This window comes from Pseudoclavibacter sp. RFBJ3 (assembly GCF_002931375.1).
Taxonomy (GTDB): domain Bacteria; phylum Actinomycetota; class Actinomycetes; order Actinomycetales; family Microbacteriaceae; genus Pseudoclavibacter.
Window position 1 is genome coordinate 188,538 of sequence record NZ_PSXZ01000009.1, and the last position, 26,370, is coordinate 214,907.

29 protein-coding genes are annotated in these 26,370 nt (G+C 70.3%); 20 read left to right on the top strand and 9 right to left on the bottom strand.

Annotation, left to right across the window (positions count from 1 at the left end):
* Nucleotides 1-542 precede the first annotated feature (542 nt).
* From C5E07_RS10230 to C5E07_RS10240, 3 genes are read right to left on the bottom strand one after another with little or no spacing between them, the layout of a single operon-like run.
* Complete coding sequence (locus C5E07_RS10230) at nucleotides 543-1,559, bottom strand: L-idonate 5-dehydrogenase (RefSeq protein WP_104299357.1); 1,017 nt, start codon at nucleotides 1,557-1,559, stop codon at nucleotides 543-545.
* A gap of 47 nt (nucleotides 1,560-1,606) precedes the next feature.
* Nucleotides 1,607-2,371: an SDR family oxidoreductase gene (locus C5E07_RS10235; protein ID WP_104299358.1), complete on the bottom strand. Its 765-nt coding sequence runs from the start codon at nucleotides 2,369-2,371 to the stop codon at nucleotides 1,607-1,609.
* 54 nt (nucleotides 2,372-2,425) lie between these two features.
* Complete coding sequence (locus C5E07_RS10240; RefSeq protein WP_068495457.1) at nucleotides 2,426-3,817, bottom strand: GntP family permease; 1,392 nt, start codon at nucleotides 3,815-3,817, stop codon at nucleotides 2,426-2,428.
* Nucleotides 3,818-4,016: 199 nt separating this feature from the next.
* Between C5E07_RS10240 and C5E07_RS10245 the strand changes: the two genes are divergently transcribed.
* The gene (locus C5E07_RS10245; protein WP_104299359.1) at nucleotides 4,017-4,766 is read left to right on the top strand and encodes a FadR/GntR family transcriptional regulator; all 750 of its coding nucleotides are present in this window, start codon (nucleotides 4,017-4,019) and stop codon (nucleotides 4,764-4,766) included.
* Here C5E07_RS10245 and C5E07_RS10250 read toward each other — a convergent pair.
* Both C5E07_RS10250 and C5E07_RS10255 read right to left on the bottom strand, forming a co-directional pair.
* The gene (locus tag C5E07_RS10250) at nucleotides 4,763-5,710 is read right to left on the bottom strand and encodes a phosphoglycerate dehydrogenase (protein WP_104299360.1); all 948 of its coding nucleotides are present in this window, start codon (nucleotides 5,708-5,710) and stop codon (nucleotides 4,763-4,765) included. The genes C5E07_RS10245 and C5E07_RS10250 overlap by 4 nt on opposite strands.
* Nucleotides 5,710-7,173 carry a gluconokinase gene (locus tag C5E07_RS10255; RefSeq protein ID WP_104299361.1) on the bottom strand — a complete coding sequence of 488 codons (1,464 nt, stop codon included), beginning with the start codon at nucleotides 7,171-7,173 and terminating at the stop codon, nucleotides 5,710-5,712. The genes C5E07_RS10250 and C5E07_RS10255 overlap by 1 nt, the downstream gene beginning before the upstream one ends.
* Before the next feature lie 127 nt (nucleotides 7,174-7,300).
* Here C5E07_RS10255 and eda point away from each other — a divergent pair, with 127 nt between their 5' ends.
* Nucleotides 7,301-7,981 (top strand): bifunctional 4-hydroxy-2-oxoglutarate aldolase/2-dehydro-3-deoxy-phosphogluconate aldolase, encoded by a 681-nt coding sequence (eda, locus tag C5E07_RS10260; protein ID WP_104299362.1) that lies wholly within the window; start codon nucleotides 7,301-7,303, stop codon nucleotides 7,979-7,981.
* A gap of 27 nt (nucleotides 7,982-8,008) precedes the next feature.
* Here the strand turns inward: eda and C5E07_RS10265 are convergent, their stop codons facing one another.
* Nucleotides 8,009-8,638 carry a DNA-directed RNA polymerase subunit beta gene (locus C5E07_RS10265; protein WP_068495464.1) on the bottom strand — a complete coding sequence of 210 codons (630 nt, stop codon included), beginning with the start codon at nucleotides 8,636-8,638 and terminating at the stop codon, nucleotides 8,009-8,011.
* A gap of 100 nt (nucleotides 8,639-8,738) precedes the next feature.
* Here C5E07_RS10265 and C5E07_RS10270 point away from each other — a divergent pair, with 100 nt between their 5' ends.
* From C5E07_RS10270 to C5E07_RS10290, 5 genes are all read left to right on the top strand, one after another.
* Complete coding sequence (locus C5E07_RS10270) at nucleotides 8,739-9,455, top strand: hypothetical protein (RefSeq protein ID WP_104299363.1); 717 nt, start codon at nucleotides 8,739-8,741, stop codon at nucleotides 9,453-9,455.
* Nucleotides 9,452-9,853 (top strand): GntR family transcriptional regulator, encoded by a 402-nt coding sequence (locus tag C5E07_RS10275; protein WP_258063871.1) that lies wholly within the window; start codon nucleotides 9,452-9,454, stop codon nucleotides 9,851-9,853. Before C5E07_RS10270 ends, C5E07_RS10275 begins: the two co-directional genes overlap by 4 nt.
* Nucleotides 9,854-9,903: 50 nt before the next feature.
* Nucleotides 9,904-10,107 (top strand): CsbD family protein, encoded by a 204-nt coding sequence (locus tag C5E07_RS10280; RefSeq protein ID WP_104242336.1) that lies wholly within the window; start codon nucleotides 9,904-9,906, stop codon nucleotides 10,105-10,107.
* Nucleotides 10,108-10,311: 204 nt separating this feature from the next.
* Entirely contained in the window at nucleotides 10,312-12,003 is a 1,692-nt protein-coding gene (locus C5E07_RS10285; protein WP_104299481.1) for an MDR family MFS transporter, read from the top strand.
* Nucleotides 12,004-12,013: 10 nt separating this feature from the next.
* Complete coding sequence (locus C5E07_RS10290) at nucleotides 12,014-12,487, top strand: MarR family winged helix-turn-helix transcriptional regulator (protein WP_181057920.1); 474 nt, start codon at nucleotides 12,014-12,016, stop codon at nucleotides 12,485-12,487.
* A gap of 80 nt (nucleotides 12,488-12,567) precedes the next feature.
* On the opposite strand, the gene C5E07_RS10295 is transcribed toward C5E07_RS10290, so the two are convergent.
* Nucleotides 12,568-13,014, bottom strand: coding sequence for a DUF805 domain-containing protein (locus C5E07_RS10295; RefSeq protein ID WP_104242340.1), 447 nt, complete (start codon nucleotides 13,012-13,014; stop codon nucleotides 12,568-12,570).
* Between the two features lie 197 nt (nucleotides 13,015-13,211).
* Between C5E07_RS10295 and C5E07_RS10300 the strand changes: the two genes are divergently transcribed.
* The 8 genes from C5E07_RS10300 to C5E07_RS10335 all read left to right on the top strand — a co-directional run bounded on the left by C5E07_RS10300 (nucleotide 13,212) and on the right by C5E07_RS10335 (nucleotide 18,659).
* On the top strand, nucleotides 13,212-13,571 hold the full coding sequence (locus tag C5E07_RS10300; RefSeq protein ID WP_104242342.1) for a hypothetical protein: 360 nt from the start codon (nucleotides 13,212-13,214) through the stop codon (nucleotides 13,569-13,571).
* Nucleotides 13,572-13,658: 87 nt separating this feature from the next.
* On the top strand, nucleotides 13,659-13,967 hold the full coding sequence (locus C5E07_RS10305; protein WP_104242344.1) for an ATP-dependent DNA ligase: 309 nt from the start codon (nucleotides 13,659-13,661) through the stop codon (nucleotides 13,965-13,967).
* A 2-nt stretch (nucleotides 13,968-13,969) separates the two neighbouring features.
* Nucleotides 13,970-14,191 carry a hypothetical protein gene (locus C5E07_RS10310; RefSeq protein ID WP_104299364.1) on the top strand — a complete coding sequence of 74 codons (222 nt, stop codon included), beginning with the start codon at nucleotides 13,970-13,972 and terminating at the stop codon, nucleotides 14,189-14,191.
* A 93-nt stretch (nucleotides 14,192-14,284) separates the two neighbouring features.
* Entirely contained in the window at nucleotides 14,285-15,427 is a 1,143-nt protein-coding gene (locus C5E07_RS10315; RefSeq protein WP_104299365.1) for a glycosyltransferase, read from the top strand.
* Nucleotides 15,424-16,494, top strand: a complete 1,071-nt coding sequence (locus C5E07_RS10320; protein WP_104299366.1) for a glycosyltransferase — start codon at nucleotides 15,424-15,426, stop codon at nucleotides 16,492-16,494. Before C5E07_RS10315 ends, C5E07_RS10320 begins: the two co-directional genes overlap by 4 nt.
* The gene (locus C5E07_RS10325; RefSeq protein ID WP_104299367.1) at nucleotides 16,491-17,510 is read left to right on the top strand and encodes a glycosyltransferase; all 1,020 of its coding nucleotides are present in this window, start codon (nucleotides 16,491-16,493) and stop codon (nucleotides 17,508-17,510) included. The genes C5E07_RS10320 and C5E07_RS10325 overlap by 4 nt, the downstream gene beginning before the upstream one ends.
* Nucleotides 17,507-18,343, top strand: a complete 837-nt coding sequence (locus tag C5E07_RS10330; protein WP_104299368.1) for a glycosyltransferase family 2 protein — start codon at nucleotides 17,507-17,509, stop codon at nucleotides 18,341-18,343. The genes C5E07_RS10325 and C5E07_RS10330 overlap by 4 nt, the downstream gene beginning before the upstream one ends.
* Before the next feature lie 43 nt (nucleotides 18,344-18,386).
* Nucleotides 18,387-18,659: a GlsB/YeaQ/YmgE family stress response membrane protein gene (locus C5E07_RS10335; protein WP_104242356.1), complete on the top strand. Its 273-nt coding sequence runs from the start codon at nucleotides 18,387-18,389 to the stop codon at nucleotides 18,657-18,659.
* Nucleotides 18,660-18,749: 90 nt separating this feature from the next.
* Here C5E07_RS10335 and C5E07_RS10340 read toward each other — a convergent pair whose 3' ends face one another.
* Nucleotides 18,750-19,946 (bottom strand): benzoate/H(+) symporter BenE family transporter, encoded by a 1,197-nt coding sequence (locus tag C5E07_RS10340; RefSeq protein ID WP_104299369.1) that lies wholly within the window; start codon nucleotides 19,944-19,946, stop codon nucleotides 18,750-18,752.
* A gap of 96 nt (nucleotides 19,947-20,042) precedes the next feature.
* Nucleotides 20,043-21,080 (bottom strand): DNA polymerase IV, encoded by a 1,038-nt coding sequence (locus tag C5E07_RS10345; RefSeq protein ID WP_104299370.1) that lies wholly within the window; start codon nucleotides 21,078-21,080, stop codon nucleotides 20,043-20,045.
* Nucleotides 21,081-21,209: 129 nt separating this feature from the next.
* On the opposite strand from C5E07_RS10345, the gene C5E07_RS10350 reads away from it, so the two are divergent.
* The 5 genes from C5E07_RS10350 (at nucleotide 21,210) to C5E07_RS10370 (ending at nucleotide 26,342) form a co-directional block, all read left to right on the top strand.
* Entirely contained in the window at nucleotides 21,210-22,223 is a 1,014-nt protein-coding gene (locus C5E07_RS10350; RefSeq protein ID WP_104299371.1) for a proline racemase family protein, read from the top strand.
* Complete coding sequence (locus tag C5E07_RS10355; RefSeq protein ID WP_104299372.1) at nucleotides 22,220-23,170, top strand: ornithine cyclodeaminase family protein; 951 nt, start codon at nucleotides 22,220-22,222, stop codon at nucleotides 23,168-23,170. Before C5E07_RS10350 ends, C5E07_RS10355 begins: the two co-directional genes overlap by 4 nt.
* Nucleotides 23,167-23,841: a GntR family transcriptional regulator gene (locus C5E07_RS10360; protein WP_104299373.1), complete on the top strand. Its 675-nt coding sequence runs from the start codon at nucleotides 23,167-23,169 to the stop codon at nucleotides 23,839-23,841. Before C5E07_RS10355 ends, C5E07_RS10360 begins: the two co-directional genes overlap by 4 nt.
* Nucleotides 23,842-23,907: 66 nt before the next feature.
* On the top strand, nucleotides 23,908-24,270 hold the full coding sequence (locus tag C5E07_RS10365; protein ID WP_104299374.1) for a helix-turn-helix transcriptional regulator: 363 nt from the start codon (nucleotides 23,908-23,910) through the stop codon (nucleotides 24,268-24,270).
* Nucleotides 24,267-26,342, top strand: coding sequence for a heavy metal translocating P-type ATPase (locus C5E07_RS10370; RefSeq protein ID WP_374953202.1), 2,076 nt, complete (start codon nucleotides 24,267-24,269; stop codon nucleotides 26,340-26,342). Before C5E07_RS10365 ends, C5E07_RS10370 begins: the two co-directional genes overlap by 4 nt.
* The last annotated feature ends 28 nt before the right edge of the window (nucleotides 26,343-26,370 follow it).

Genomic DNA, 26,370 nt, shown 5'->3' on the forward strand with positions numbered 1-26,370 from the left:
GGGCGCAGGCACGAAAGAGCGCGCGGGTGCGGGAGCGTCACCTCGGCGACCGACACTGCCTGCCGCCTCGTGGAGCGTCACCGGCAGCGCTTCGGGATGGCTTCGCCGCTCCGGGATGGGTCCCGTCCCATTCCGAAGCGCTTCGGGATGGCTCTCGCGCATCCGGATGGGTTGCTTCCCATCCCGAAGCGTGAAAGCCATCCCGAGACCGCCGACGAGGGGCGCGAGGGCGCGAGCCAGATTGAGCCGAGGCCGGGCGAGGGCCGGGCGAGGGCCGGGCGAGGGCCGGGCGAGGCGAGGCCGGGCGAGGGCCGGGCGAGGGCCGGGTGAGGGCCGGGCGAGGGCCGGGTGAGGCCGCCGACCTGCGCCGGGGCGCGGAGGCAGAAGAAAAGCCAGGCCGCAGGAACGCCTCTCGGCGGAAGGCCGCTCGCAGCGGCGAATATTGGAGCCCGGGGTTACTGCGGCCCGGCGTCGTCGAGTTTACTGGGATCGACGGCCGCTGTGCACCGTGTTGGCTGACGGCGAACAGGCGGCGTGGCGGCTCAGCCCTCTGGCCAGACAGCGACGATGACCTTGCCGGACTCCTCCGAGTTCCGAGCGAGGCCGAAGGCTGTGACGGTGTCGTCGGCGCGCACCTCGTGCGTGATGACCTCCTCGATCTCGGGATGCGCGTCGAGGATGACGATCGCCTCATCGATCTCGTCCTTGAAGCGGAACGTGCCGAAGACGCGCAGCTCCTTGGAGATGAACGGAGCGAGGTTGATGGGTCGTGGCTCGTTCGGGACCATGCCCACCTGCACGACGGTTCCCGCCGGCTTGGCCGCCGCGAACGCGCTCGACACGGAGACGGCGACGCCCGAGCATTCGAAGACCACGTCGAAGCTGTCGGCGGGCACCCGCTCGCGGCTCACGTCGATCACCTCGACGGCTCCCATGGCGGAGGCGCGCGCGAGCGGTCCGGCGAGCACGTCGGTCGCGCTGATGTGCGCTGCGCCCTTGACGCGGGCTGCGGCGATGGTGAGGAGGCCGATGGGGCCGGCCCCCGTGACGAGCACTCGCTTGCCGGTCAGGTCCCCCGCCTTGGTGACGGCGTGGAGGGCGACCGCGAGGGGCTCGGCGAGCACGGCGCGTCGGACCGGCAGCGTGGCTGGGAGCCTGCGGAGCATACCACGGTCGACGAGCAGGTACTCGCTCAGCGCGCCCTGGGTGTGCGGGGTCGTGGATGCGCTGCCCAGGTAGGCGCCGCCTGGCCAGAGGTGCGGCGAGTCCTCGAGTTCGCGGCTCGGGGTGCCGAACGTGGCGGGATGCACGGTGACGGGGGCACCGGTCTCGAACTCTTCGAGGGGATCGAGGTCGACCCTGCCGGAGAGCTCGTGACCTGGGACCAGCGGCTCCCGCACCACGAAGGCGCCGTTGGCGCCTTCGAAGTAGTAGTGGAGGTCGGAGCCGCAGATGCCGACGTAGTCCACGCGGATCCGGACCTGCCCTTCCCCCGGCTCCGGGGTGTCGACCTCGGCGAGGTCGAGTGCTTCCTTGCTTTCGATGAACGCTGCGCGCATGGTGTCTCCTGCGTGTCCTGGTGCGAGGTGGTCGGCGGTGACCGGGGTCAGACGACCGCGGTCATGCCGCCGTCGACGAAGATGTTCTGCCCAGACACGAAGCTCGAGGCGTCGGAGCTGAGGTAGATCAGGGTGCCCGCGAGCTCCTCGAACGCGCCCCAGCGCTGCGCCGGGGTGCGGTTGATGAGCCAGCTGTTGAACTGCTCGTCCTCGACGAGGGCTCGGTTCATCTCGGTCGCGAAGTAGCCGGGCGAGATGGCGTTGACCTGCACGTTGTGTCTGGCGAGGTCGGCCGCCATGCCCTTCGTCAGCTGGGCGACGCCGCCCTTCGTGGCCGAGTACGGGGCGATCGTCTGCCTGGCGAGGAGCGACTGCACCGAGCCGATGTTGACGATCTTGCCGGAGCCGCGCTCGATCATGGCGGGGGCCAGGAACCTGGAGACGTAGAACACGCCGCTCAGGTTGGCGGCGACGAGCGCATCCCAGTCCTCGACCTTGAACTCCGCGAACGGCGCTCGCCGCTGGAGCCCCGCGTTGTTGACGAGGATGTCCGGCACCCCGTGCTCGGCGATGAGGGCCGCGATTCCAGCCTCGACGGAGGCCGCGTCGGTGACATCGAAGGAGACGATGTGCGCGGGGCGTCCCGTGCGCTCCTCGAGCTCCGCGGCAGCGGTCGCGAGCGCCTCGACGTCCCGACCGTGGAGGATGATCGTGCTGCCAGCGTCGGCGAGCGCCGTGGCGAGCGAGCGTCCGAGGCCGCGTGACGACCCGGTGATGAGGGCGAGCTTGCCCGTGAGGGTGAAGAGATCCATGCTGTTCCTGCTCTGTGAGGTGGTGTCACGCAGACGGGGCGTTCCGGGTCAGGGTCAGAAGAGCGACGCGACCAGGTAGACGACGAGCACGAAGGCGAACGCCGTGACCGACTCGATGGTCTGCTGCACCGTCCAGGTCTTGAGCGTCGTCTTCACGTCCATGCCCATGAGGCGCCCGACGAGCCAGAAGCCGGAGTCGTTGACGTGGCCGGCGAAGACCGAGCCAGCTGCGGTGGCGAGCACGATGGAGGCGACCTGGAAGTCGTTGAGGTCGGCGACGACGACCGCGGGGGCGATGAGGCCCGCCGCGGTGACGAGGGCGACGGTCGCGGATCCCTGTGCGACGCGGAGGACGACGGCGATGACGTAGGCCGCGACGATGAGCGGGAGTCCGAGGTCGCCGAGCGTGTCGGCGAGCGCGTCGCCGATGCCGGAGGCGCGCAGGACCCCGCCGAACATTCCGCCGGCGCCGGTGATGAGGATCACGGAGCAGATCGGGCCGAGGGAGGAGTCGAGGAGCTTCTCCAGGGCGGTGCCGTTCTCGCCGCGGCGCGTGCCGAGGACGATGCTGGCCGTCACGACCGCGATGAGGAGCGCGATGGGCGAGTTGCCGAGGAGGACCGCGGCCTGGGCCCAGATCGCGTCGCCGTCGACGACTCCGGCGCTGGCGAGGGCCGAGATGCCCGTGTTGAGGAAGATGAGGACCATCGGCAGCAGGAGCAGCAGGATGATCGTGGAGACCTTCGGCGGGTTCTTCGGCTGGTCCTCGTCGAGGTCGCCGAAGAGGGCGGGGACGGGGAGCTGGATGCGCTTGGCGACGAACTTGCCCCACAGGTAACCGGAGACGTACCAGAGCGGGAACACGATGATGAGGCCGAGCAGGAGGACGACGCCGAGGTTGGCTTCGTAGAGCTCGGTGGCGGCGACGGGGCCGGGGTGCGGCGGGAGGAACACGTGCATGACCGAGAAGGCGGCTGCTGCGGGGATGCCGAAGAGGAGGACGTTGTTGCCCGAGACTCGGCGCGCGACGGCGAAGACGATGGGCAGCATCATGATGAGGCCGGCGTCGAAGAACATCGGGAAGCCGAGGATGAGCGAGGCGATGCCGAGCGCGAAGGGGGCTCGCTTCTCGCCGAAGACGTCGACGAGCTTGTCAGCGAGGGCTTTGGCGCCGCCGGAGTGCTCGATGAGGCGGCCGAGCATCGCGCCGAAGCCGATGAGGAGCGCGACGGTCGCGAGGGTGCTGCCGAAGCCGCCGGTGAGGGTGCTCGCGACTGCCGAGACGGGGACGCCCGCGACGAGCGCCGTGAGGAGCGAGACGATCACCAGGGTCAGGAACGCGTGGAGCCTGAAGCGGATGATGAGGATCAGGATGAGCGCGATGGCTCCTGCTGCGATGCCGAGCAGCGGTGCGGTCCCCAGTGTCTGGGTCCATTCTTCTTCCATGGTGATCTCCGTCGATTTCTGGAATTCGGACCGTGCGACCGTGCAGCGGTGCCGTGAGGGTGAGGCCGTTCGCGATCTGCGATGATTCGGAACGCGGGTTCTGGTGACGCTCAGTGTGGTTCGAGCCTCGCACAATGATCATACTTATTTCAAGTTGTGATCATATCTATATCGTTGCGGTGAGCGAAGAGGGGTGCGCATGGCGCAGGCAGTGCACGGGTCGGTGCTCGACGACCTCGGCGTCCGCATCGCGGGAGGCGAGCTCGAGGCTGGCCAGGTCCTCACCCTCGCTGCTCTCGAGGAGCACTACGCGGTGTCCCGCACCGTCGTGCGCGAAGCCGTCCGAGTCCTGGAATCCATGGGGCTCCTCGTCTCGCGGAGACGAGTCGGCATCACCGTCCAGCCCACCGGCGAATGGAACGCGCTCGACACGACGCTCATCCGCTGGCGCCTTCGGGGGAACAGCCGCAGCCAGCAGCTCGTCGCGCTCACCGAGCTCCGATCGGCGATCGAGCCGGTCGCCGCGAAGCTCGCCGCCTCGCGGGCCTCGCAGCGCGAGCGGACTCGCCTGCTCGAGCTCGCCGCGCAGCTGCAGGCCCTCGGTGCCAGCGAGCGCGGCGACTCCCCCGAGTACCTGCAGGCAGACATCGAGTTCCACGACCTGATCCTGGATGCGAGCGGCAACGCGCTGCTCGCGGCCGTCAAGGAGCCCATCTCCCAGGTTCTCGCCGGCCGCGCGAACCTGGGCCTCACGCCGGCGAGGCCGCTGCACGACGCACTGCACAACCACGTGCTCACCGCGCAGGCGATCGCGGACGGCGACCCCCTCGCCGCAGAGAGGCACTCAAAGGGTTACCTCGACACGATCCTGGGCGAGGTGCTCACCATCCACGACGCAGCCATCGGCGAGACCCCCGAGCTCGAGTCGGAGACGCCCGACACGCCCTAGACGCGATGCACGCTGGGCTGTCCGGAGAGCTCCTCGATGAGGTTCTGGATGGCCCCGCTCGCCATTCTGGCGACCGCCTCGGCGGTGTGCGCCCCGCTGTGCGGCGTCGCGACGACCCTCGGGTGGCCGAGCAGCGGTGAGTCCTGCGGCGGTTCCGTCTCGTAGGCGTCGAGGCCGACCCCGAAGAGGTGTCCGGCGTCGAGCGCCTCGCGGGCGGCCGCCTCGTCGATGAGGCCACCGCGCGAGGTGTTGAGCAGGATGGCCCCTGGCTTCATGGCCGCGATGCGTGCGGCGTCGGCGACGTGGCGGGTGCTCTCGAGGAGCGGCACGTGCAGGCTGACGACGTCGGCTGCTCGGAAGAGCTCGTCGAGGCTGGCTGGCGCAGCTCCGGTCTCGGCGATGGCGGCGGCCGGCACGAAGGGGTCGTAGGCGAGCACGTGCATCCCGATGCCGCGGGCTCGTTCGGCGACGATCCGGCCGATCGCGCCGAAGCCGACGACCCCGAAGGTGCGCCCGCCGAGCTCGATGCCGCTGCCTCGCGGCCAGCCGCCATCTGCGACCTCCGCGTGCAGCCTGGGGATCTCTCTGGCGACGGCGAAGGCGAGGCCGATCGCGAGCTCGGCGACCGCGGAGGCGTTGGCCCCGGGCGTCCTGGTGACGTGGATGCCCTTCCCCGCTGCGGCCTCCAGGTCGACGTTGTTGACGCCGACACCGTACCTGGAGATCACCCGGAGGCGGTCGGCTCCCGCGAGCGCTGCCGCGTCGTAGGTGTCGAGGCCGGCGATGACGCCGTCGATCCCGGGCAGGGCTTCAGCGAGCTCTTCGGAGGTGAGCGGGCGCCCGAGCGTGTTGAAGATCAGCTCGTCGGCCATGTCCCGCAGCGGGGCGAGCACGTCGGCGTCCGGAGTTCGGCTCAGCGAGGTGGGGGTGATCAGGATGCGCATCAGGCGTTGCCTCCAGTGAGGGACTCAGCACGCGCATCCGGTGCGGTGCTCGTGCGGTCGTAGGCGTCGAGGTACTTGGCGAAGGCGCGGTCGTAGTAGTCCCGCATGGCGGGGTTCGGGATGACTCGCTGCGTCTCCGTGTTCCGGAACGCCGGCTGGTCCTCGCTGAGTCCGGCGGCGCGGAGCCCGAGGCGAACGGCGCCGACCACCGAGCTGTGCTGCAGCGACGACACCTCCATCTCGACCCCGAAGGCGTCTGCCGTCATCTGGGTCCAGAACGGCGAGGAGAGGACTCCGCCGGAGAGGAGGACGCGGGTCGGCATGCCGTTGATCGCGGTGAGCTCGCGGAAGCAGTGGTAGAGCGAGAGCACAACTCCCTGCAGCACGGCCTGGTACATGTCGACGCGCCCGTGCCGGGGCTCGAGGCCGACGAACCCGCCGAGCCGCTGGTCCTGCCAGCCTGGGCACCGTTCGCCGTAGAGGAAGGGCAGGAAGGTCGGCAGCTCATCCCGTCCCTGGACGAGCTGGGGTTCGATCTCGGAGAAATGGGCGTCCGAGCCGAAGAACCTGTCCTTCGCCCAGTCGACGCAGTTCGTGCATCCGCTCGTGGCGGCGCCGCTGAGCCAGCCGAGCGGGGAGCGGTAGGCCCAGGTGCTGAGCCGCGGGGAGAGGGACGGCTCGAGGGTCGCGAACCGCATGGCGCCGCTGGTTCCCATGGAGAACGTCATGTCGCCGGGGAGCCCGGCGAGGTCGCCGACCTGGCTGAGGCCGCCATCCGGTCCGGGGACGAGGACGGGGATTCCAGGGCGGATGCCGAGGTAGGTGGCGACGTCGGCGAGCAGCGGGGCGGATTCCTCGCTGTCGTGCAGTTCGGGGAAGTCGACGCCGGCGACGCCGAGGGTCTCGAGGATCTCGAGGTCCCAGTCGGAGGTGCGGACGTTGAGCAGGCCGGTTCCCGAGGCGAGGGAGTAGCTCGTCCACGGGAGGCCGGTGAGCCTCAGGAAGTTGAAGCTCCCCTGGTCCATGACCTTGCGCCCGGCGATCTCCACGCCCTGGCGGGCCAGGTAGGCGAGCTTGAAGGCGGGGTAGCTGGCGTTGACCATGCACCCCGTGCGCTCGTAGAACCAGGTGGTGAGCTCGGCATCGCCGCGCAGTTCGGCGCAGAGTCCTTGGGCGCCGGTGAAGGGCCACTCGTAGACGGGCGTGGCCGCTTGGAGGTCCTGGGTCACGAGCCCGAGGCCGTGGTACGTGTTCGACAACACGAGGGCGTCGATGTCGTGCCCGCGGACGGATTCGCGGGCCAGGGCGATGAGCTGGGTGAAGATGCCCTCCGCCTCGCGAACGGCGGGGTCGGTTCCGTCGACTTCGAATCGCCGAGTCCGCACCTGCACCTCCTGGGTGTCGGAGTCGAAGACCAGCGTCTTCGCTGAGGTGGTGCTGGACTCGAGGGCGAGGATCTTCATGGTTCTGCTCCACTCGTGGGCGTCGTTGCCGATCGGGGCCGTGCGCGGTGGCGGCTCTCGGTAGGATCTCCAATAATATGATCATTGGGTTCCACTTGGGAACACAAGGCAGCCAACGGAGGTTCTCTTGCACGAAATCCTTGCTCGTCTCGCCGAGCACTCGATCGTTCCCGTGGTCTCCGCGAAGACCACCGCCGAGGGCCTCGGCATCGCGGAGGCACTCGCCGACGGTGGGCTCCCGGTCGCCGAGGTGACCTTCCGGACGAGCGCCGCCGCCTCGACGATCGCCGCTCTCGCCGCCCGCGGCGGAGTGCTCGTCGGCGCCGGAACGGTGCTCACCCCAGCACAGGTCGACATCGCCGTGGATGCGGGAGCCTCGTTCATCGTCTCCCCCGGCCTGAGCCGTGCCGTCGTCGAGCGGTGCAGGGCCCACGACATCCCGGTCCTCCCTGGCGCAACCTCCGCGACCGAGGTGCAGGCCGCCCTGGAGCTGGGCATCGAGACGGTCAAGTTCTTCCCCGCAGAGACGAATGGGGGCGCCAAGGCGATCGCCGCCCTCTCCGCGCCGTTCGGCGACGTGAGATTCGTGCCCACCGGCGGAGTGAACGCCGCGAACCTCGGCGACTACCTCGCCATCCCGGCGGTGCTCGCCGTGGGCGGCTCGTGGATGCTCCCACCGTCTGCCGTCGACCAGCAGGACTGGGCCGAGGTGACGAGACTCACCGCTGCCGCCGTCGAGCTCGCGCGCGGACTCCGCTCGGGCAACCGCGCAGAACGTCAGGCGGTCACGCTGAGCCGAGAGCCCTAGCCGCGACGAGGCGCCTCGGCCGATCGTTCAGTCGAGCGCGTCGATGCGCCAGAGACCCGCGGAGGCGTGCAGGTCGTCGCCCATCTCCAGGTACCGGATGGCACGTCGCGTCGATTGGCGCGCCCTGGCTGGCACGACGCTCTCCTCGTCCTTCGCGAGGCTCGTCGCCCCCTGCGACATGACGCGGCAGAACGCGGCGGCTCGCTCGAGGGCGATGGCGAAGTCACCGGAGAAGGCGCCGTGCAGGATGACGTCGGCGAGGGCGACGACCTCCTCCGGCCCGGTGGGGGTCGCGGCACCGGCGACCACGGAGCTGATGGAGCGGTCGACCTCGTAGCCTCGGCGGAAGAGGTAGCTCGCTTCGGCCGGATTGGCGCGCACGGCCTGCCGCAGCAGGTAGAGGCGCCAGAGCGCGCCTGGCAGGGAACGCGAGGTGGCACCGGCCCAGAGCTCGGCGATCTCGTCGATGCCGTTCTCGTCGGCGTAGGCCACGAGGCGCGCGACGACCGCCTGGTCGCCCTCGCCACGGGCTCGCTGCAGGAGCGCCCGGGCCGTGTCGTGCGCGACGCGGCTCACCGCTGCTGGGTCGTCGGCGCCGACGAGCGCCTCGAACGCCTGCGATGGCACGCGGACGGGCCTGTGGTGTCGTTGCGTCATGCTGCCCCTCTCGCCGACTGCGCCTTGCTGGCCCGTGCGGACCGCATCCAGTCTGCGCGTTCGGAGCCACGATTGCGAACCTGCCTCGTAGGCTGGGGGCATGGCTACTGCGCACGAGGACGATTCGCTGGTCGAGGACACGGCGGCGATGTCGTCGTACCCGGCCTACCGCCCGAAGCAGATCGCCTTCGGCGTACTGGCGGTCCTGCTGGTCGTGACGATGTTCTTCCCATGGTGGAACTCCGAGATCCCCCTCAACCGCATCGCGCCGACACTGAACGGCTGGCAGCTTCTGGTCGCCGGCACGGGACTGAGCCAGATGGATGAGGCGCTCGGCTACAACTGGTTCGGCACGTTCCTCTTCGGCCTCGTGCCGACGCTGCCGCTGATCGGGCTCGTCGTCGTCCTAATCCTCCGCATCTCCGGGGTCGCGGTCATCTCCGCGAAGATCCTCCAGCTCTACGCCGCCTTCGCGACACTCGGGATCCTGTTCCTCTTCGCCTTCGCGACCCTCCGCGTGGATGCGGCGAACGGCCAGTACCCGATCGCCTACGGCGCGTGGCTTGCGCTCCTGCCGAGCGTCGCGACGCTGGTGCTCGCGACGCTGTGGTGGCGGCGCGAGCAGCTCCACTACCCGACACGCAAGTGGCTCGGATTCGGACCCCAGCGCGAGAAGAAGCACGACCTGGCGGCGAACGCGGCGAGTGCTGCGATGTTCGACGACCTCGTCGACCCGGACGACGACGAAGAGATCTCGCTCGGCTCCGACACCGCCGTCGACGAGAACACGAGCCCAGGCAAGCGGCCGCGCCAGTGAGCGCCGCTGATTTCTTCGCCTCCCTGACCCTCGGGGGCGGCACATCGAGCCCTCCAGGACGGCAGCTGCGGGAGGCCATCATCGACGCCGTCGACCGAGGCGAGCTGCTGGCCGGTGAGCGGCTGCCGCCGGTGCGTGCGCTGGCGGAGACGCTCGGCGTCGCGCCGGGAACGGTGGCGAAGTGCTACACGGCCCTCGAGGAGCAGGGCGTCGTCGTCGGCCGCGGCCGCGCTGGGACGTTCGTGACCGCGGACGGCAGGAACGGCGATGTGCGACTGACGGCGGCCGCGAGGGCGTTCGCCGTCGAGGCGCGTGAGCTGGGGGTGAGCGACGACGAGGCGGTCGCCGCCGTGTTCGAGGCCCTGTCGATCACCGCGGATCGGCACGCGCAGCCTTGAGCCCCACTCCACCACAGGCGGCGTCCAAGTTCGCCTGAGAGCATCCCCTCATGGGAATCGACGATCGTATTCAGAACAAGTCAGAAGACCTCGGCGGACGCGCGAAGGAGGCCGCTGGCGCGGTCACCGGAGACGAGTCGCTGAAGGCTGAGGGCCGCTCCGACCAGACGAAGGCGGGCTTCAAGGAGAAGATCGAGGACGTCAAGGACGCCGCCAAGGAAGGCCTCGACAACCTCAAGCGCAAGATCGACTAGCAGTACCCCTCGAGACGCCACGTTCCGGCGTCTCGAGCACGCAGCAAAGGGTCCCGTTCGCGGGGCCCTTTCTGGTAGTTGACGACGGTCAACCATCTGAGTATGGTTGACCGTTGTCAACTACCAGGAGGCCCCGCGTCGATGTCGTCCAGCAAGAACCCCAGATCCAGCTCCAAGCCAGCCGCTGAGCTCACCGAATCCGGAATGAGCCACCGTCAGGTGCTGCAGGCCCTCTCCGGCCTCATGCTCGGCATGTTCGTGTCGATGCTCGCGTCGACCGTCGTGAGCACCTCGCTGCCGCTCATCATCAGCGACCTCAAGGGCGACCAGAGCGCGTTCACCTGGGTCGTCACGGCAACACTGCTCGCGACCACCGTCTCCACCCCGATCTGGGGCAAGCTCGCCGACCTCACGAACCGCAAGCTCCTCCTGCAGATCGCGCTCGTCATCTTCGTCGTCAGCTCGGCGATCGCCGGCTTCGCGCAGGATCCCGCGATGCTCATCACCATGCGCGTCTTCCAGGGCCTCGGCGCCGGCGGACTCGGCGCGCTCAGCCAGATCGTCATGGCGGATATCCTCAGCCCGCGCGAGCGCGGCCGCTACGCCGGCTTCTTCGGCGCCGTCATGGCGCTGGCCACCGTCGGCGGCCCCCTCCTCGGCGGCGTCATCACCGACGCCTTCGGGTGGCGCTGGAACTTCTTCGTCGGCCTCCCCTTCGCAGTGATCGCGCTCATCCTGCTGCAGGTCACCCTGCACCTGCCGAAGCCGAAGAAGCGCAAGGTGAGCATCGACTACTACGGCATCGTGCTCATCTCGAGCGGTGTGTCCCTGCTCCTCATCTGGGTGACCCTCGCGGGCACGCAGTTCGAGTGGAACTCCCTGCCCTCGTACCTCATGGTCGGCGGCGGCGTCCTCCTCCTGGTCATCGCGATCCTCGTCGAGCTCCGCGTCAAGGAGCCGCTCATCCCGCTCACGCTCTTCCGCGACCGCACGTTCACGCTCGCCGTCATCGCGAGCGTCTCCGTCGGCGTCGCCATGTTCGGCACGAGCGTCTTCCTGAGCCAGTACATGCAGCTCGCTCGCGGTGCGACCCCGACCGAGTCCGGCATCCTCACGATCCCGATGATGGCGGGTCTCCTCGTCGCGTCCACCATCGTGGGCAACCTCATCAGCCGCCGCGGCAAGTGGAAGGCGTTCGTCGTCACGGGCAGCGCGCTCATGGTCGTCGGGCTCTTCCTGCTGAGCCGCCTCCACTACGACACGCCCTACCTGTACGTGGGCGTCTCGATGTTCGCGCTCGGCGCCGGCGTCGGCATGGTCATGCAGAACCTGGTCCTCGTCGTCCAGAACAAGGCAGAGGTCAAGAACATGGGCGTCGCGACGAGCGCCGTCACCTTCTTCCGCAGCCTGGGCGGCACGATCGGCGTCTCCGTCATGGGCTCGATCCTGGGAACCGTCGTGGCAGACACGATCTCCACGAGCGTCCGCGCTCTGCCGCCGGAGCAGCAGGCCGCGGCCGCGCAGTCGCTCGCGGGTGGCAGCATCCCGCAGCTCGCGACGCTGCCCGACTGGCTGCGGGTCCTCGTCGAGGACGCCTACGGGACCTCGGTCGGCGCGATCTTCCTGGCGGCCCTGCCGCTCGCGATCGTCACGCTCATCGCCGTCTCCTTCCTGCCGAACGCCCAGCTCGGCACGCAGAACGCCGTGCAGCGGGCCAAGGGCGAGGAGACCTCCCCTTCCGGCAGCGAGACGGACGCGTCGCCGCAGACCCGCGAGAAGGCCGCGGAGTCGACCTCCGAGGATCTCGTCGAGGTCGCTGAGGCGATGGTCGGCATCCCGCGCACCGGCGCCATCCCGATCCTCGGGGACTCGGGACGGCAGGCAGACCGCACCTAAGATGGCCATCATGCCTGAGTCACCCGACGACGCCGACTTCGCCGAGGCGATCGCCTCGGTGGAGTCGGAGCTCGGCACGTTCTACCGGCGCGTTCGCACCACGTGGAGCGAGTCCGCGGTCGCCGTGCATCCTTCGCTGCAGCCCATCGGCTACAAGATCCTCTCGGCGCTCGTGCAGCACGAGACCGCGCACGTCGGCACCCTCGGCGAGCAGCTCGCGATCGACAAGAGCGTCATGAGCCGCCAGGTTCGGATGCTCGAGGAGTTCGAGCTGCTCACCGTCGGGGCGGACCCGAACGACGGGCGCGCGCGCATCCTCACCCCAACCGCCTTCGCGGTCGAGCGGGTCACCGAGGTGCGGGCCCGCAACCGGCACCGGCTGCACGCCGTGCTGCGCGACTGGACGCCGGACGAGCTGCGCGTGTTCTCCGGGCTGCTCGGCCGGTTCGGCGCCGTGGCCGAGGCCGTGAACCCCGAACGCTGATCTGGCGCCTCCCGCCCCGAACGACGAAACCGCCGCCCTCGAACGAGGGCGGCGGTTTCGTGTCTCTGCGGAGCGGGAGGCTACTGGGTGTCGAACCGTGCGCCCTCTGGACGCGAGTCGCCGATCAGGAACACGAGCATGATGATCGGACCGGCCAGCGGCACGAGCAGGATCAGCCACCACCACCCGGAGCGGTTCGTGTCGTGCAGGCGGCGGAAGAGCAGGGCGAGGCCAGGGATGAGGATCGCGAGACCCCAGATCGACTGGATGACCGTGACAACGGGGTTGCCGAGGGTCGCCGCCGAGAATCCTTCTGTGGTGTCGACCGAGGTCGTGCCGGTGAGCGAGCCGATGAGGAAGAACACGGCGTTGACGATGACGCCGAAGAGCCACCACCACCAGTACTCGCTGCGGCTCGCGCGGCCGGAGAAGACGGCGTACTTCTTGAAGAAGCGCTTCACCGCCTGCCCGAAGCTGGCTCCGTAGAGCGGTGGGTAGAGCGGGGCGTCGAGCTGAGGGGTAGACATCACGGACTCCAATCAGGCACTGCCGATACATAGGAACTTCACTGAGCGTAGCGGCGGAGCGATGAACGCCAGGTTTCGATTTGGCAAAGCCCGGAATCAGCTTCATACAACGAATCAGAATGCAATACTCCGAGCACACCCAAGTGGGGCTGGGAGACTCAGGAAATTACGCACGCCCGCGACCGTCTGGGGGAACGATGGATCAGCTTCACTACGCAGGTGGTGTCTACTTCACGAGCACGAAGATCGCGCGAGAGCTCGTGGGATATGCGGCGGCACTCGCCGAGGTGCACCAGGCCGGGATCGTCGAGATCCCCGTGCGGCACGCGGACGGCACCTCGAACATGCTCTCCGTGCTCGTCGGTCCGTCGAGCCAGATCGCCACCGAGACGGTCGACACCGAGGTCCCGGAGTTCGACGACAGCCAGGCCCTCGCCACCTTCACGAAGTTGCGCGCCGAGCTCGAGAACAAGAGCTACGCGCCAGAGGGGCTCGTCGAGGAAGGCTCCTCGAACGACCCGCGCGTGCCCCATCCGGATTGGCTCGACGAACTCTGATCGGGCGCCCTGGCCACAGGTCGGCGCTCTGCGAGTGATAATGGACGGCGCACACCATGTGCCAGTGACAAGAAAGCAGGATCCAGCGTGGGGAAGTTCATCTACAACTCCGAGGTCACCGTCGACTTCGAGGACCGCCTGCTGGCACACCTCCAGCTCGCGATCGGCACGAAGCTGCGCCGCGGAGAGTCGTTCTTCTTCAGCTGGAAGGACAACAACGCCGGCGGGGACGGGCGGAGCACCGTATGGATGCACCCGGCCGTGCCCATCCGCTTCAAGTTCCTCGGCAGCAGGCAGGTGCACATCAACCGCTCGTGGGTCGAGGCGCTCGTGCAGGGCGCCAACTCGCAGGCGGGCCTCGCCGTCATCGCCGAACCCGCAGAGAGGACCTCATGAACATGAGCACGTCAACCAGGATCGAGCTGCTCTACCAGGGTGAGACGTTCTCAAAGCTCGTCGCCGACGTCGACGCCTTCCGCGAGGACATCCGCGCCCGAGTGGCCGCCGGCGAATGGTTCTGGGTGCGCGGCGACCGCGGCGAGGGACGCCTCGAGCCCGCGAATCTGCTGGTCGGACCCGGGGTCGGCATCGTGGTCGTGGAGCCGTACCCGGGCGACTGACCCGTCAGCGACACGAAGCCGCCGACGCATGCACGGAGGCCGAGGACTGTCAAGAGTCGCACGCTCCTCCGCTTGTCCTGGTTATGTGGATAAGTGGCATCCCTCAGCACTTCAGAACTCCTCGGCGACACGAGCCGAACCATCCGGGTTGCGAGCGTCCCCTCGGGACACGTCTACGTCAGGCACCTCGCTCCCGTCTCCTCCGCGGCCTCCTCACATCGGGTCGTCCGCCTTGCAGACCCGCACCCTGATGGGTCCGGCCGAGCCGCCACGGATCGCTGGTGGCCACCGGTCATGCTCGACTCGAACTGGATCGACGAGCACGCCGCCCAGTTCGACGTCTTCCACGTGCACTTCGGCTTCGACGCCCTCTCCCCCGAGTCCCTCCGGGCGATCGTGGAGGCCCTGGGCAGGCACGGCAAGCCGCTCGTCTACACGGTGCACGACCTCACGAACCCGCACCACGACGCCCCTGACGCGCACACCGCCCACCTGGACATTTTGATCCCAGCGGCGGATGGGCTCATCACGCTCACGGCAGGCGCCGCCGATGAGATCGAGCGCCGCTGGGGGCGCCGCCCCATCGTCGTACCGCACCCGCACATCGTGGAGCCGGACGAAGCGAAGGCCGCCATCGACGGGCGCGCCGCATCCGCCGGACGATTCCGCGTCGGCGTGCACGCGAAGAGCCTGCGCGCGAGCCTGGATCCGCTGCCCGTCATCGAGGCGCTCGTCGACCTCAGCGCGCGGGAGGAAACCCTCGACGTGCTCGTCAACGGGCACCGCGAGCTCCTCGACCCCACCGGCGCGAAGTTCGAGCCCGAGCTCTCGGCCCGGCTCCGCGAGCTCGCCGACGCTGGGCGCATCGAGCTGCGCATCCACGACTACCTGAGCGACACAGAGCTGTGGCACTACCTGGCGTCGCTCGACGCCTCGGTGCTCCCCTATCGCTTCGGCACGCATTCCGGCTGGATGGAGGCATGCCGAGACCTCGGCACGGCCGTCATCGCGCCCGACGTGGGCTACTTCGCCGACCAGGGGCCCGTCTTCGAGTACCACCGAGACCCCACCGGGGCCCTCGACGTCGGCTCGCTACAGGCCGCGGTGCTCGCAGCAGCCCGCGCGCAGACTCGACGCCCCGACCCCGAGGCGCGTGCCGCCGAACGCAGCCGGATCGCGGCCGCGCACCACGACGTGTACACGTCCGTCCTGAGCCTGGAGCGTGTAGCGAGTTGAGAATCTGTGTCATCGGCCCCTCCCGCTTCCCCATCAGCGAGCCCTTCGCCGGCGGGCTCGAGTCGCACACCCATGCCCTGATCCTGGCGCTCAAGCGTCGCGGCCACCAGGTGACGCTCTTCGCGGCCCCCGGCTCGGACCCCGCCCTGGGCGTCGAGCACCTCGCCGTCGAGAGCTTCACGATGAGCGAGACGGCACGCCAGGACGTCGGCGCGATGCCCGTGGAGTGGATGCACGAGCACCACGCCTACCTGGCGCTCATGCTCGACCTCGCCCAGACCGCGACGGCGCGCTTCGACGCGGTGCTCAACGTCAGCATCCACCACCTTCCCGTCGCCATGTCCGGACTGCTCGGGGTGCCCTTCTTCACGACGCTGCACACACCGCCCGTCGGGTGGATCGAGTCGGCCGTCCGCATCAGCGGGTCCACCGGGACCTTCATCGCCGTCAGCTCGCACATGCGGGACGCCTGGGCCGACAGCGTCGAGAGCACCGTGATCCTCAACGGCGTCGACACCGACCGTCTCCTGCCTGGGCCGGGCGGCGGCGCCGCGTTCTGGTCCGGCCGCATCGTGCCGGAGAAGGGACTGGATCTGGCGATCGCGGCCGCCGAGCTCGCGCAGGTCGACCTCGACATCGCCGGGCCGATCTTCGACCCCGAGTACTTCGAGCGCAGCATCCGCCCTCGACTCGGTGGGCGCATCCGGTACCTCGGGCACCTCGAGCAGGCCACCCTCTTCGAGCATCTCGGGCGGGCGAGCGTGACGCTCGTGACGCCGAGGTGGGACGAGCCGTACGGCCTCGTCGCGGCCGAGTCGCTCGCCGCCGGCACGCCGGTCGCCGCGTTCGATCGGGGCGCGCTGCCGCAGATCATCGACGAGCGCAGCGGCAGGCTCGCGGCCCGCGACGACGTGCCGGCGCTCGCCGCCGCGCTGCTCGGGGCCGCGAGGCTGCCCCGCGAGGGTGCGCGGGAGCGCGCGGTCGCCTTCTGCTCCCTCGAGCGGATGGTCGACGAGTACGAGGCGCTGCTTGGCGGCGCACAGAGTGAGAGGCAGGAAGCGGCATGAGCGACACAGGCTCGTCCGAGACGGGAAGCATCGGCTACTACGTGCACCACCGAGGTGGCGGCCACGCACGACGTGCGCTCGCCATCGCACGCGAGTGCACGACCCCGGTGACGGGGCTCTCGACGCTGCCGAAACCCGAGGCCTGGCTCGGCCCCTGGATCCGGCTCGAGCGCGACGACCTCGCTGTCTCGCCACTCGAGCCCACGGCGAACGGTGCCCTGCACTGGGCCCCCGTCGACGACGAGGGCATGCGGCGACGCATGGCCCGCATCTCCGCCTGGATCGCCGACGCCGCGCCCACCCTCTTCGTCTCCGACGTGTCGGTGGAAGTCGCGGCACTCGCCCGCCTGCACGGCGTCCCCGTGGTCTCGGTAGCTCTGCCCGGCGTGCGCACCGACGCGCCGCACACCCTCGGGTTCGGGCTGTCGGATGCCGTCCTCGCCGCCTGGCCGGCGAGCGCGGAGGGCATGCTGCCCGGCGCGTCCGCTCGGGTGCTGGCTCGCCTGCACGCGGTCGGCGCGATCTCCGCAGCCGAACGCTCGACGGGCCGCGGGCCCGGCCCCGTCACGCGAGTCCTGGTGCTCGCGGGGAGCGGCGGCGGCGGTATGAGCTCCGCGCAGATCCGTGAGGCCAAGCGGCAGACGCCCGGCGTCGAATGGGACGAGATCGGCACGACTCCCGGGAACCGGGTCGCCGACCCCGGCCCGCGCATCCGCGAAGCCTCACTTGTCCTCACGCACGCGGGGCAGGGCGCGATCGCCGACGTCGCCGCCGCCCAGGTTCCCGCCGTCGTCGTCCCGCAGGATCGACCGCACGACGAGCAGGCGGCCGCAGCCAGGGTCCTCGCCGCCACCCCCGGCCTGCCCGTCATCGTCACGAACAGCTTCGAGCGCGACGACTGGGCCGCGCTGCTCGACGAGGCGGCACGTCTCGACGGACGCAACTGGGCGAGCTGGAACGACGGGGCCGGCGCGCTGCGCGCCGCGGCCCTGCTCGACCGGATGGCGAGCAGATGAGAACCGCGGTGATCACGATCGCGCACGGCAGGCACTCGCACCTCAGGGCGCTGCGGGCTGGCCTGCTCCGCCAGTCCCACCCCGCGGACGACACGATCGTGGTGGCCATGGACGATCCCGAGCTGGGACGGCTCGCCGCCGCCGATCGCCTCGGTGGCATCGTCGTGGACGTCGAGGCGGACACGAGCGCCCTGCCGCTCGCCGCCGCCCGCAACGAGGGCGCTCGAGCTGCCCTCGCGCGCGGCGCCGAGCTGCTGATCTTCCTCGACGTCGACTGCATCCCTGGCCGTGGTCTCGTCGCCTCGTATCACGATGCTGCCGCGGATGCGCGCTGGTCTGGGGCACTGCTGAGCGGACCGGTCACCTACCTCGAGCAGCCGGGCCCTGCCGGCTACGACGGCGAGCGCATCGAGCTGCTCGATGCCCCGCACCCGGCCCGCCCCGCCCCGTCTCCAGGAGCGGTGGTCGGTGGCGAGGACAGGAACCTGTTCTGGTCGCTGTCATTCGCGACGACCGCAGCGACCTGGCGGCGGATCGGCGGGTTCTTCGAGGGGTACGACGGGTACGGCGGGGAGGACACCGACTTCGCGCGACTCGCGGAAGGCGCCGGGGTTGGGCTCGCCTGGGTGGGCGGCGCCCGCGCCTACCATCAGTGGCATCCGACGTCCTCGCCTCCCGTCCAGCACGTCGCCGACATCGCGCGCAACGCGAACGTGTTCCGCGAGCGCTGGGGCGAGTGGCCCATGGTCGGCTGGCTGCGGGCGTTCCGCGAGCGCGGCCTCATCGTGGGCGGCGTCGGCGATGAGGTCTGCGCGGTGGCCGCGGGCTCTTAGGCTGGAAGCCTCGTCCTCTCCCCCCGAAACCTCTGGAGCACGCGTGAGCTACTTCGCCTTCCTCGCCATCGGCCTTCTCCTGGGCGTGCTGGCCAAGCGCTTCCTGCCCACCCGCAGGCGCGACGACTGGATCGCACCGCTCTTCGTGGGCGCGCTCGGCGCGCTCTTCGGGGGCTGGCTCAGCAGCGTCCTGTTCTGGAGCAGCACAAGCGACCCGTTCTCGCTGCCGAACTGGACCTCGGCGATCGTGGGCGCCGTCGTCTCCCTCGCGGTCTACCTCGTGATCGTTCGGATCACGGCGCCCCGCAACGATTGAGCGTGGCCTGCGCCTCGGGTCGCGCATCGGGTCGCGCATCCACCGAGAGCTGAGTTGTGGTCGTCATTCGTCGCCCGAGACGACCACAACTCAGCTCTCGGTGGATGGGCGACGCGGTCGGACGACGAAGCGCACGACGAGGCCCGCGAGCAGTGCCCAGAAGGCGGCGCTGACCCCGCCGATCGCGATGCCGGATGCGGCGGTCGCGAAGGTCACGACGGCTGGCACGAGCTCGCCCGTCTCGGCGAGCGCCGCCTTGAGCGAGCCGGCGAGCGTGCCGATGAGCGCGAGCCCCGCCACTGCGGCGATGACGCCGGCCGGGGCGAGCAGCACCAGCGTTCCGAACGCGGCCGATGCCACGCCGAGGACGATGACGACGACCCCGTTGGTGACGCTCGCCACCCAGCGCCGTGAACGGTCCTCTCCCGCCTCCGGCCCCGCGGCGAGGGCCGCGCTGATGGCGGCGAGGTTGATGGCGTGGCCTCCGGCGGGGGCGCCGACGACGGTGCCGATGCCGGTGGCGATGAGCGACCGCCGCCACGGCACCTCGAAGCCGAGGCCCTTCATGACGGCCACCCCCGGCACGTTCTGAGATGCCATGGTGACGAGGTAGAGGGGCAGTGCGATGCCGATCATGCCGGCGATCGAGAACTCCGGAGCGGTGAACTCCAGGCGCGGGGCGAGGTCGGCGGCCTGGATCGAGGCGCCGGAGGCGACGATGTGCACGCCGATGACGATCGCCGCGACGAGGAACGCGATCGGCACGGCCCATCGAGGCAGGAAGCGCAGCGCGAGCAGCCAGGCGATGACGACGGGCGCGACGGCGAGCGGGTTCTCCGCCATGCCGGTGATCGGGCCGAGGCAGAGCTGGAAGAGCACGCCCGCGAGCATCGCCTGGGCGACGGAGACGGGAATGCGAGCGACGAGCGCTCCGAGCTGCGGGATGAGCCCCGTGACGACGATGAGGAGTCCCGTGATGAGGAACGCGCCGACCGCGACCGGCCAGCCGCCATCGAGGGTGCCCGTCGCCGCGAGCAGGGCCGCGCCCGGTGTCGACCAGGCGACGGTGATGGGCAGGCGAGTCCATCCCGCCAGCAGGATGCACCCGAGGCCCATGGAGACGCTCACGGCGAGGAGGCCGCTCGACGCCTGATCTGCACTCGCCCCCACGGCGGTCAGGCCCGTCAGCACGACGATGAACGAGCTCGTGAACGCCACGAGCGCCGAGACCACGCCCGCCGAGATGGGGCGCAGGATGCCCTCGCGCGGCTCGAGAGTGCTGCTCATCGTCGGGGTCCTCGTCTCGTCCGCTCGCGCATCCCGCGATCTGCAGTTCAGCGTAGAGGCAGGGTACCGGGCAGACGAAACCACGGGGCGGGACCGTCAGAAGAGCGTCGGCTGCACCATCTCGACCGGAACCAGCCCGGTGAGCGTCACGCTCGCGGACTCGAGCTCCGAGGTGCTCGAGTCGACGAGCAGCTTCTTCGCGACGGGCATCCACACGTCGAAGGACGCGCTCGAGTCGATGCCCTGGTACTTCTCCCTGACCGGGCCGAGCCCGACGGGGCGCAGCTCGAGCTTGATGCCCGTCGCGCTGAGCCCCGCTCGAGTCGCGCGGTGGCAGACGCGTTCGACGCAGCCCTCGACGACCTCCTCCGGCGTGCGGTCGGCCCGCGCGTACCCCGAGGTCGACGATTCCGAGGTGAGGCTCGTGCGGTGCCGGATGGGCGAGATCATCGCATCGTCGGTGCCGGCGCGGATGCGCCACAGCCGCCTGGCCATCCCCGTGCCGCAGACCCGCAGCAGCTCGTCGCGCGGGATGACGTCGACATCGCCGATGCGGGCGACGCCGAGCTTGATGAGCCGCGCCTCGGTGCGTGCCCCGATGCCCCACACCTCGCCGATGGGCAGCTCGGTGCGCAGCTCCAGCTCGCGCGCCTCGTCGATGACGTGCACGCCGTCGGGCTTCGCTGCTCTCGAGGCGAGCTTCGCCATGAGCTTCGTGCGGCCGATGCCGACGCTGACGGGGATGCGCAGCTCGGTCGCGGCGCGCCGACGCAGCTCGTGGGCGACGCTCTGCGCCTCCTTGATCGTGCGAGCCCCGACGTCGAGGAACGCCTCCTCGATCGAGCCGGGCTCGATGCCCCGCGCGACCGAGTCGAAGAGCGCGTAGAGCGCATCCCCGACCGCTTCGATCTCCTGGCGGTAGGCCTCGACGAGCAGGATGCGTGGGCACAGCTCACGTGCCTCGGTGACGAGCATGCCGGCGTGGATGCCGAACTCCCGCGCCGGGTAGTTGGCGCTGGCGATGAACAGGTGCGCCACGGCGGCGACGGGCTTGGCTGCGAGCTCCGGCCGGTCACGCAGGGCGACCGATGCGAAGAAGGAGTCGGCGTCGGCATGGAGCAGGTACGAGTTCATGACCCCGCCATCGTACCTATGTTCTAGGCAGGGTTCGAGTGGCGCGCGAGTCGCGTGTCTGCGCCCACCCTGTCGGTCGCGCGCGCCGTGCCCTAGTGTGATTGCAATTGCAATCTCTCTGGAGGCTTCATGCGCGAGCGCTACACGACGATCGACTACCACACGGCCGGCGAGCCGTTCCGCATCGTGCCGGAGCTCGGGATCCCGATCGAGGGCGCAGACGTGGCCAGCAAGCGCGTCTTCGCCATGGCCTCCCCCGCCATCGACCGAGTCCGCCAGCTGCTCTGCTTCGAGCCGCGCGGGCACGCCGACATGTACGGCGGCTTCATCGTGGAGCCGAACGACGACGGCGCCCACCTCGGGGTGCTCTTCTGGCACAAGGACGGGTTCTCGACGGCGTGCGGGCACGGCACGATCGCGCTCGGCGTGTGGGCCATCGAGAGCGGCCTCGTCGCCGCCGAGACAAGCGGCACGACGGACGTCATCATCGACGTCCCCTCAGGCCGCGTGACCGCGAGGGTCCACACCGACCCAGATGGCACCGTCACGGGGGCCGACTTCATCAACGTTCCGGGCTACGTGCTCGCGCGGCAGGTCCCCGTCTCGACATCCAGGGGCGCGGTGCTCGCCGACCTCACCTTCGCCGGGGCCATCTACGCGCAGGTCGACGTGAGCACCATCGGGCTGTCCATCGAGCCGGAGGACGTGAGCGAGATCATCGCGTTCGGGCGGGAGGTGAAGTGGCTCCTGAACGATTCGCCGCACGCCCAGCATCCGAACGACGAACGACTGAGCGGGGTCTACGGCACGATCCTCTTCTCCGACCACAGCGCCGACGGCGTCGTCCGCCAGCGCAACGCCACGGTGTTCGCCGACGGTGAGCTCGACCGCTCCCCCTGTGGGTCCGGCACGTGCGCCCGGGTCGCGACGCTGACCGAGCAGGGCGCGCTGCCCGTCGGGTCCGAGCTCGTGCACGACTCCATCGTCGGCTCCCGCTTCCTCGCCCGCGTCGTCGCGGAGGGCGTCGAGGCCGGGCGCCGCGCGACGACGACGCAGGTCTCGGGCATGGCGCACAAAACCGGCGAGCACGTCTTCGAGGTCGACCCTCGTGACGAGATGACGCCCGGGTTCGTGCTGCGATGAGCGCGCGCATCCCCTACCTCGGCGCCGATGACGTCGCGGCGCTCCTCTCCCCGACGGCGGCTGTCGATGCGCTCCGGCGCGCCCTCGCCGACGGGTTCCGTCCCGAGACCGACCACGCGCGCATCTTCGAGTCGCTCGAGCACGGCGAGTTCCTCCTCATGCCGGCCGAGACCGCGGACAGCGCCGGCATCAAGCTGCTGACGATCGCACCGGACAACCCGGCGCGGGGACTCGCCCGCATCCAGGGCCTCTACGTGCTGTTCGACGCGGAGACGCTCACGCCTCGCGCCCTCATCGACGGGCCGGCCCTCACCGACATTCGCACCTCGGCCGTCTCCGTGGCGGCGGTCAAGGATGCGCTCGAGCGAGACTCCGGCCCGCTGGAGGTCGTCGCCTATGGCGCCGGCCCGCAGGCGAGAGCACACGTGCGCACGGTCAGGGCCGTGCTCGAGGGCACACGGCAGATCGGCCGAGTCACGTCGGTGGTCCGCTCCCCCGAGCGCGTCCCCGCGAGCGAGGACTTCGACGCCGTGGTCGCGGCGGGCAGCCATGAGGCCGAGGCTGCAACCCGCGCGGCTGGGCTCATCCTGTGCACGACGACAGCCTCGGCCCCGCTCTTCCCCGACGAGCTCGTGCGCGACGACGCAGTGGTCGTGGCGGTCGGCTCGCATTCGCCGGATGCACGCGAGCTGCCGGGTGCGCTGCTCGGCCGAGCCGACGTGATCGTCGAGGACGTCGCGGCGGCGCTTCGCGAGTGCGGCGACGTCATCATGGCCATCGACGAGGACGCCCTCGACGCGCGGGACCTGATCCCGATGGCCGATCTCGTGCAGGGCACCCGCCGGCCGCTCGGCAGCCGCCCCGTGGTGTTCAAGAGCGCCGGAATGTCGTGGGAGGACCTCGTGCTGGCCCGGGCGATCGCCGATGCAGACGAGCGTCGCCGATGAGCACCCCCGCCGGCGCGCAGCCCAGCCCGGGCCGTCGCGACTCCGTGCGCCAGCGCGTGGCCGCGGAACTGCGAGCCGCGCTCATCGGCGGCGAGCTCACCCCTGGGCAGGTCTACTCGGCGCCTGCGCTCGCCGCCCGCTTCGCCTCCTCGGCGACCCCGGTCCGGGAGGCGATGCTCGAGCTGTCGCGTGATGGGATGGTCGAGGTGCTGCCGAACACGGGGTTCCGCGTGACGGAGGTCACGCGCGCCGAGCTCAACAACCTCGCCGAGGTGCGCCTGCTGCTCGAGGTGCCCGTCATGGGCGACATCGCCGAGCAGCACAGCGACGAGGACGCGGCGCGCATCCGCTCGCTGCGCCCCCTCGTCGAGGCGATGCAGCGAGCTGAGGCGGCGAACGACATGGTCGCCTACCTGACGGCCGACACCGAGTTCCACACCTCGTTCCTGTCTCTCCACGGCAACCCGGAGCTCGTCCAGATCGTGCGGCGTGCCCGCGAGCGCAGCCGCCTCCACAACCTGCTGCCGCTCGCCGAAGCCGGCCAGCTCACCGCGTCCACGCTCGAGCACGGCCAGATGATCGAGGCGGCGCTCGATCGCGACCGAGCGCGGATGCAGGAGCTGGTGGCACAGCACATCGGCCACGTGCGCGGCGAGTGGGCCGGTCGCTGACCCGCACGTGGTGGTGGAGGCAGCCTGACCCGCCAGACAGGTCACTCTTCGCTGTATAGTCACTCCATGCTGACTCTTGCTTCGAGGCTCGACGTGATGAACAGGCTCGGCCGGGCGATGGCGGATCCCACCCGATCAAGGATCCTGCTTGCGCTCCTCTCCGGCCCCGGGTACCCCGCGCGTCTCTCCGAGTCGCTGGGGCTCACTCGCACGAACGTCTCGAACCACCTCGCCTGCCTGCGGGGGTGCGGCATCGTCGTCGCGAGCCCCGAGGGCAGGCAGACGCGGTACGAGATCGCCGACTCGCACATCACCCGCGCGCTCGGCATGCTGATCGAGACCGTCCTGGCCGTCGACGGGGGCGTCCCGTGCGGGTCCGACTGCGACAGCTGCGCGGCGTGCGCCTCGGAAGTGGCGGGTCCCGCGTGAGCGAGGAATGCTGCGGCCCGGCCGAACCCCCGCGAGGAGGCGCCCCGCGTCGGCCGCTGCTGCTCCGCTCGGGGCCGTCACCCGCCTCCGACACCCTTCCTCCGTCGCCGGTCGTCGCTGCGGGATGCGGAGACGACGACGGGGATGCCTGCTGCGGACCTCGGCTGGCGTCGGCGACCACACTGGCTTCGGCGGCCTCAGCAGGCTCCGCGTCCGAACCGGCGAGCGGACCGCCCGTCGCCGCGCCCTGGTGGCGGGATCGGGCGCTCCTGCCGTCCGCGGTGTCGGGCGTCGCGCTGATCGTCGGCTACGGGTTCGAATGGGGCGGGGCGCCCGCCGCCGCGGTCCTCTTCCATGCCATCGCCCTGCTGGCCGGGGCCTCGACCTTCGTCCCCGACACGCTCCGTCGCCTCGCGCGGGGCCGCCTCGGGGTCGGGCTGCTGATGACGATCGCCGCGATCGGGGCCGTGCTCCTCGGGCACGTGGGCGAGGCCGCAGCGCTGGCGTTCCTCTTCTCCCTCGCGGAGACGCTCGAGGGCCGCGCGATGTCGCGGGCCAAGGATGGGCTGCGCGCGCTCCTCGCGCTGCTCCCGGAGACGGCGATCGTGGTTCGCGCCGGCGGCACCGCGACCGTTCCGGCCAGCGAGGTGCGTCGCGGAGATGTGCTGCAGCTCGGCGCCGGTGACCGCGTCGCCACGGATGGCATCGTGCGGGAGGGCCGATCGAACGTCGACACGTCGGCGGTCACGGGCGAGTCCATCCCCGTGCAGCTCGAACCGGGAGACGCGATCGCGGCCGGGACCATCACCATCTCCGGCGCCCTGCGCGTCGAGGCCACGGCCGATGGCCGAGACAACTCGCTGACCCAGATCGTCGAGCTGGTCCGGCAAGCCCACGCCAAGAAGGGGAACCGCGCGCGGTTGGCGGACGGCATCGCCCGCCCGCTTGTGCCGACGGTGCTCGTGCTGGCGCTGCTCATCGTGGCGTTCGGGTTCCTCGTCGGAGATCCGGCGCTCTGGACCGAGCGTGCCCTGGTCGTGCTCGTCGCCGCCTCTCCCTGCGCCCTCGCGATCGCCGTCCCGGTGACCGTGATCAGCGCGATCGGCTCCGCCTCGAAGCTCGGTGTGGTCATCACATCCGGTGCTGCGTTCGAGCAGTTCGGAACGATCCGAACGATCGCGTTCGACAAGACGGGCACGCTGACCATGAACGACCCGCGCGTCGTCGAGGTCGTTCCGGGGGCCGCTTGGACCGGGCAGGGTGTCGTCGACCTCGCGGCTGCCCTCGAGGCCGTCAGCGGGCATCCGCTCGCCAGCGCGATCACTGCGGCGGGTGAGGCCCCCTTGACCGCCACCGACGTCGAGGAGCTCGCAGGACTCGGCATAGCCGGCCAGGTGGATGGCGCGGCCGTGCGAGTGGGCAACACGAGGTGGCTCCCGCCGCTCGGCGTGGAGGTCGCGGCCGAGACGCTGGCGGGCAATGGCATGACGGTCGTGGTGGTGGAGGTCGATGGCAGCATCGCGGGCCTGATCGGCGTCCGCGACGAGCTGCGCCCGGATGCTGCGGACGCCATCGATCAGCTCTCCCGGCTCGGCATCCGCTCCCTCATGCTGACCGGCGACAACACGCAGACCGCGCAGGCGCTCGCATCGCAGGCGGGGATCGCCGAGGTGCACGCCGAGCAGCTTCCGGCGGACAAGGCCCGCGTCATCGAACGGCTGGCGTCCAAGACGCCGACCGCGATGGTCGGCGACGGCATCAACGACGCCCCGGCGCTCGCCACGGCAACCGTCGGGATCGCCATGGGGACCCACGGTGCCGCCGCGGCGATCGAGTCCGCGGACATCGCCTTCACGGGAAGCGACCTCAGGCTGCTTCCGAGCGCGTTCGCGCACGCCAGACGCGGACGCCGCATCATGACCGTCAACATCGCGCTCGCGCTCGCCATCATCGTGGTCCTGTTCCCGCTCGCGCTGTTCGGCGTGCTTGGCCTCGCCGGGGTCGTGCTCGTCCACGAAGCCGCAGAGCTCCTCGTCATCCTGAACGGCGTCCGAGCCGCGCGCCGACGCTGACCCGCGGCGCCCGAGGCCTCCACAGAAC

Coding starts and splice junctions, on each gene's coding strand:
- C5E07_RS10240 (WP_068495457.1), bottom strand. CDS start 3,817: ATGGAAGAAGAATGGACCCAGACACTGGGGACCGCACCGCTGCTCGGC.
- C5E07_RS10235 (WP_104299358.1), bottom strand. CDS start 2,371: ATGGATCTCTTCACCCTCACGGGCAAGCTCGCCCTCATCACCGGGTCG.
- C5E07_RS10265 (WP_068495464.1), bottom strand. CDS start 8,638: ATGACGCAACGACACCACAGGCCCGTCCGCGTGCCATCGCAGGCGTTC.
- C5E07_RS10255 (WP_104299361.1), bottom strand. CDS start 7,173: ATGAAGATCCTCGCCCTCGAGTCCAGCACCACCTCAGCGAAGACGCTG.
- C5E07_RS10250 (WP_104299360.1), bottom strand. CDS start 5,710: ATGCGCATCCTGATCACCCCCACCTCGCTGAGCCGAACTCCGGACGCC.
- C5E07_RS10290 (WP_181057920.1), top strand. CDS start 12,014: ATGCCTGAGTCACCCGACGACGCCGACTTCGCCGAGGCGATCGCCTCG.
- C5E07_RS10310 (WP_104299364.1), top strand. CDS start 13,970: ATGAGCACGTCAACCAGGATCGAGCTGCTCTACCAGGGTGAGACGTTC.
- C5E07_RS10245 (WP_104299359.1), top strand. CDS start 4,017: ATGGCGCAGGCAGTGCACGGGTCGGTGCTCGACGACCTCGGCGTCCGC.
- C5E07_RS10325 (WP_104299367.1), top strand. CDS start 16,491: ATGAGCGACACAGGCTCGTCCGAGACGGGAAGCATCGGCTACTACGTG.
- C5E07_RS10350 (WP_104299371.1), top strand. CDS start 21,210: ATGCGCGAGCGCTACACGACGATCGACTACCACACGGCCGGCGAGCCG.
- C5E07_RS10365 (WP_104299374.1), top strand. CDS start 23,908: ATGCTGACTCTTGCTTCGAGGCTCGACGTGATGAACAGGCTCGGCCGG.
- C5E07_RS10295 (WP_104242340.1), bottom strand. CDS start 13,014: ATGTCTACCCCTCAGCTCGACGCCCCGCTCTACCCACCGCTCTACGGA.
- C5E07_RS10340 (WP_104299369.1), bottom strand. CDS start 19,946: ATGAGCAGCACTCTCGAGCCGCGCGAGGGCATCCTGCGCCCCATCTCG.
- C5E07_RS10270 (WP_104299363.1), top strand. CDS start 8,739: ATGGCTACTGCGCACGAGGACGATTCGCTGGTCGAGGACACGGCGGCG.
- C5E07_RS10280 (WP_104242336.1), top strand. CDS start 9,904: ATGGGAATCGACGATCGTATTCAGAACAAGTCAGAAGACCTCGGCGGA.
- C5E07_RS10285 (WP_104299481.1), top strand. CDS start 10,312: ATGAGCCACCGTCAGGTGCTGCAGGCCCTCTCCGGCCTCATGCTCGGC.
- C5E07_RS10345 (WP_104299370.1), bottom strand. CDS start 21,080: ATGAACTCGTACCTGCTCCATGCCGACGCCGACTCCTTCTTCGCATCG.
- C5E07_RS10230 (WP_104299357.1), bottom strand. CDS start 1,559: ATGCGCGCAGCGTTCATCGAAAGCAAGGAAGCACTCGACCTCGCCGAG.
- C5E07_RS10300 (WP_104242342.1), top strand. CDS start 13,212: ATGGATCAGCTTCACTACGCAGGTGGTGTCTACTTCACGAGCACGAAG.
- C5E07_RS10330 (WP_104299368.1), top strand. CDS start 17,507: ATGAGAACCGCGGTGATCACGATCGCGCACGGCAGGCACTCGCACCTC.
- C5E07_RS10360 (WP_104299373.1), top strand. CDS start 23,167: ATGAGCACCCCCGCCGGCGCGCAGCCCAGCCCGGGCCGTCGCGACTCC.
- C5E07_RS10355 (WP_104299372.1), top strand. CDS start 22,220: ATGAGCGCGCGCATCCCCTACCTCGGCGCCGATGACGTCGCGGCGCTC.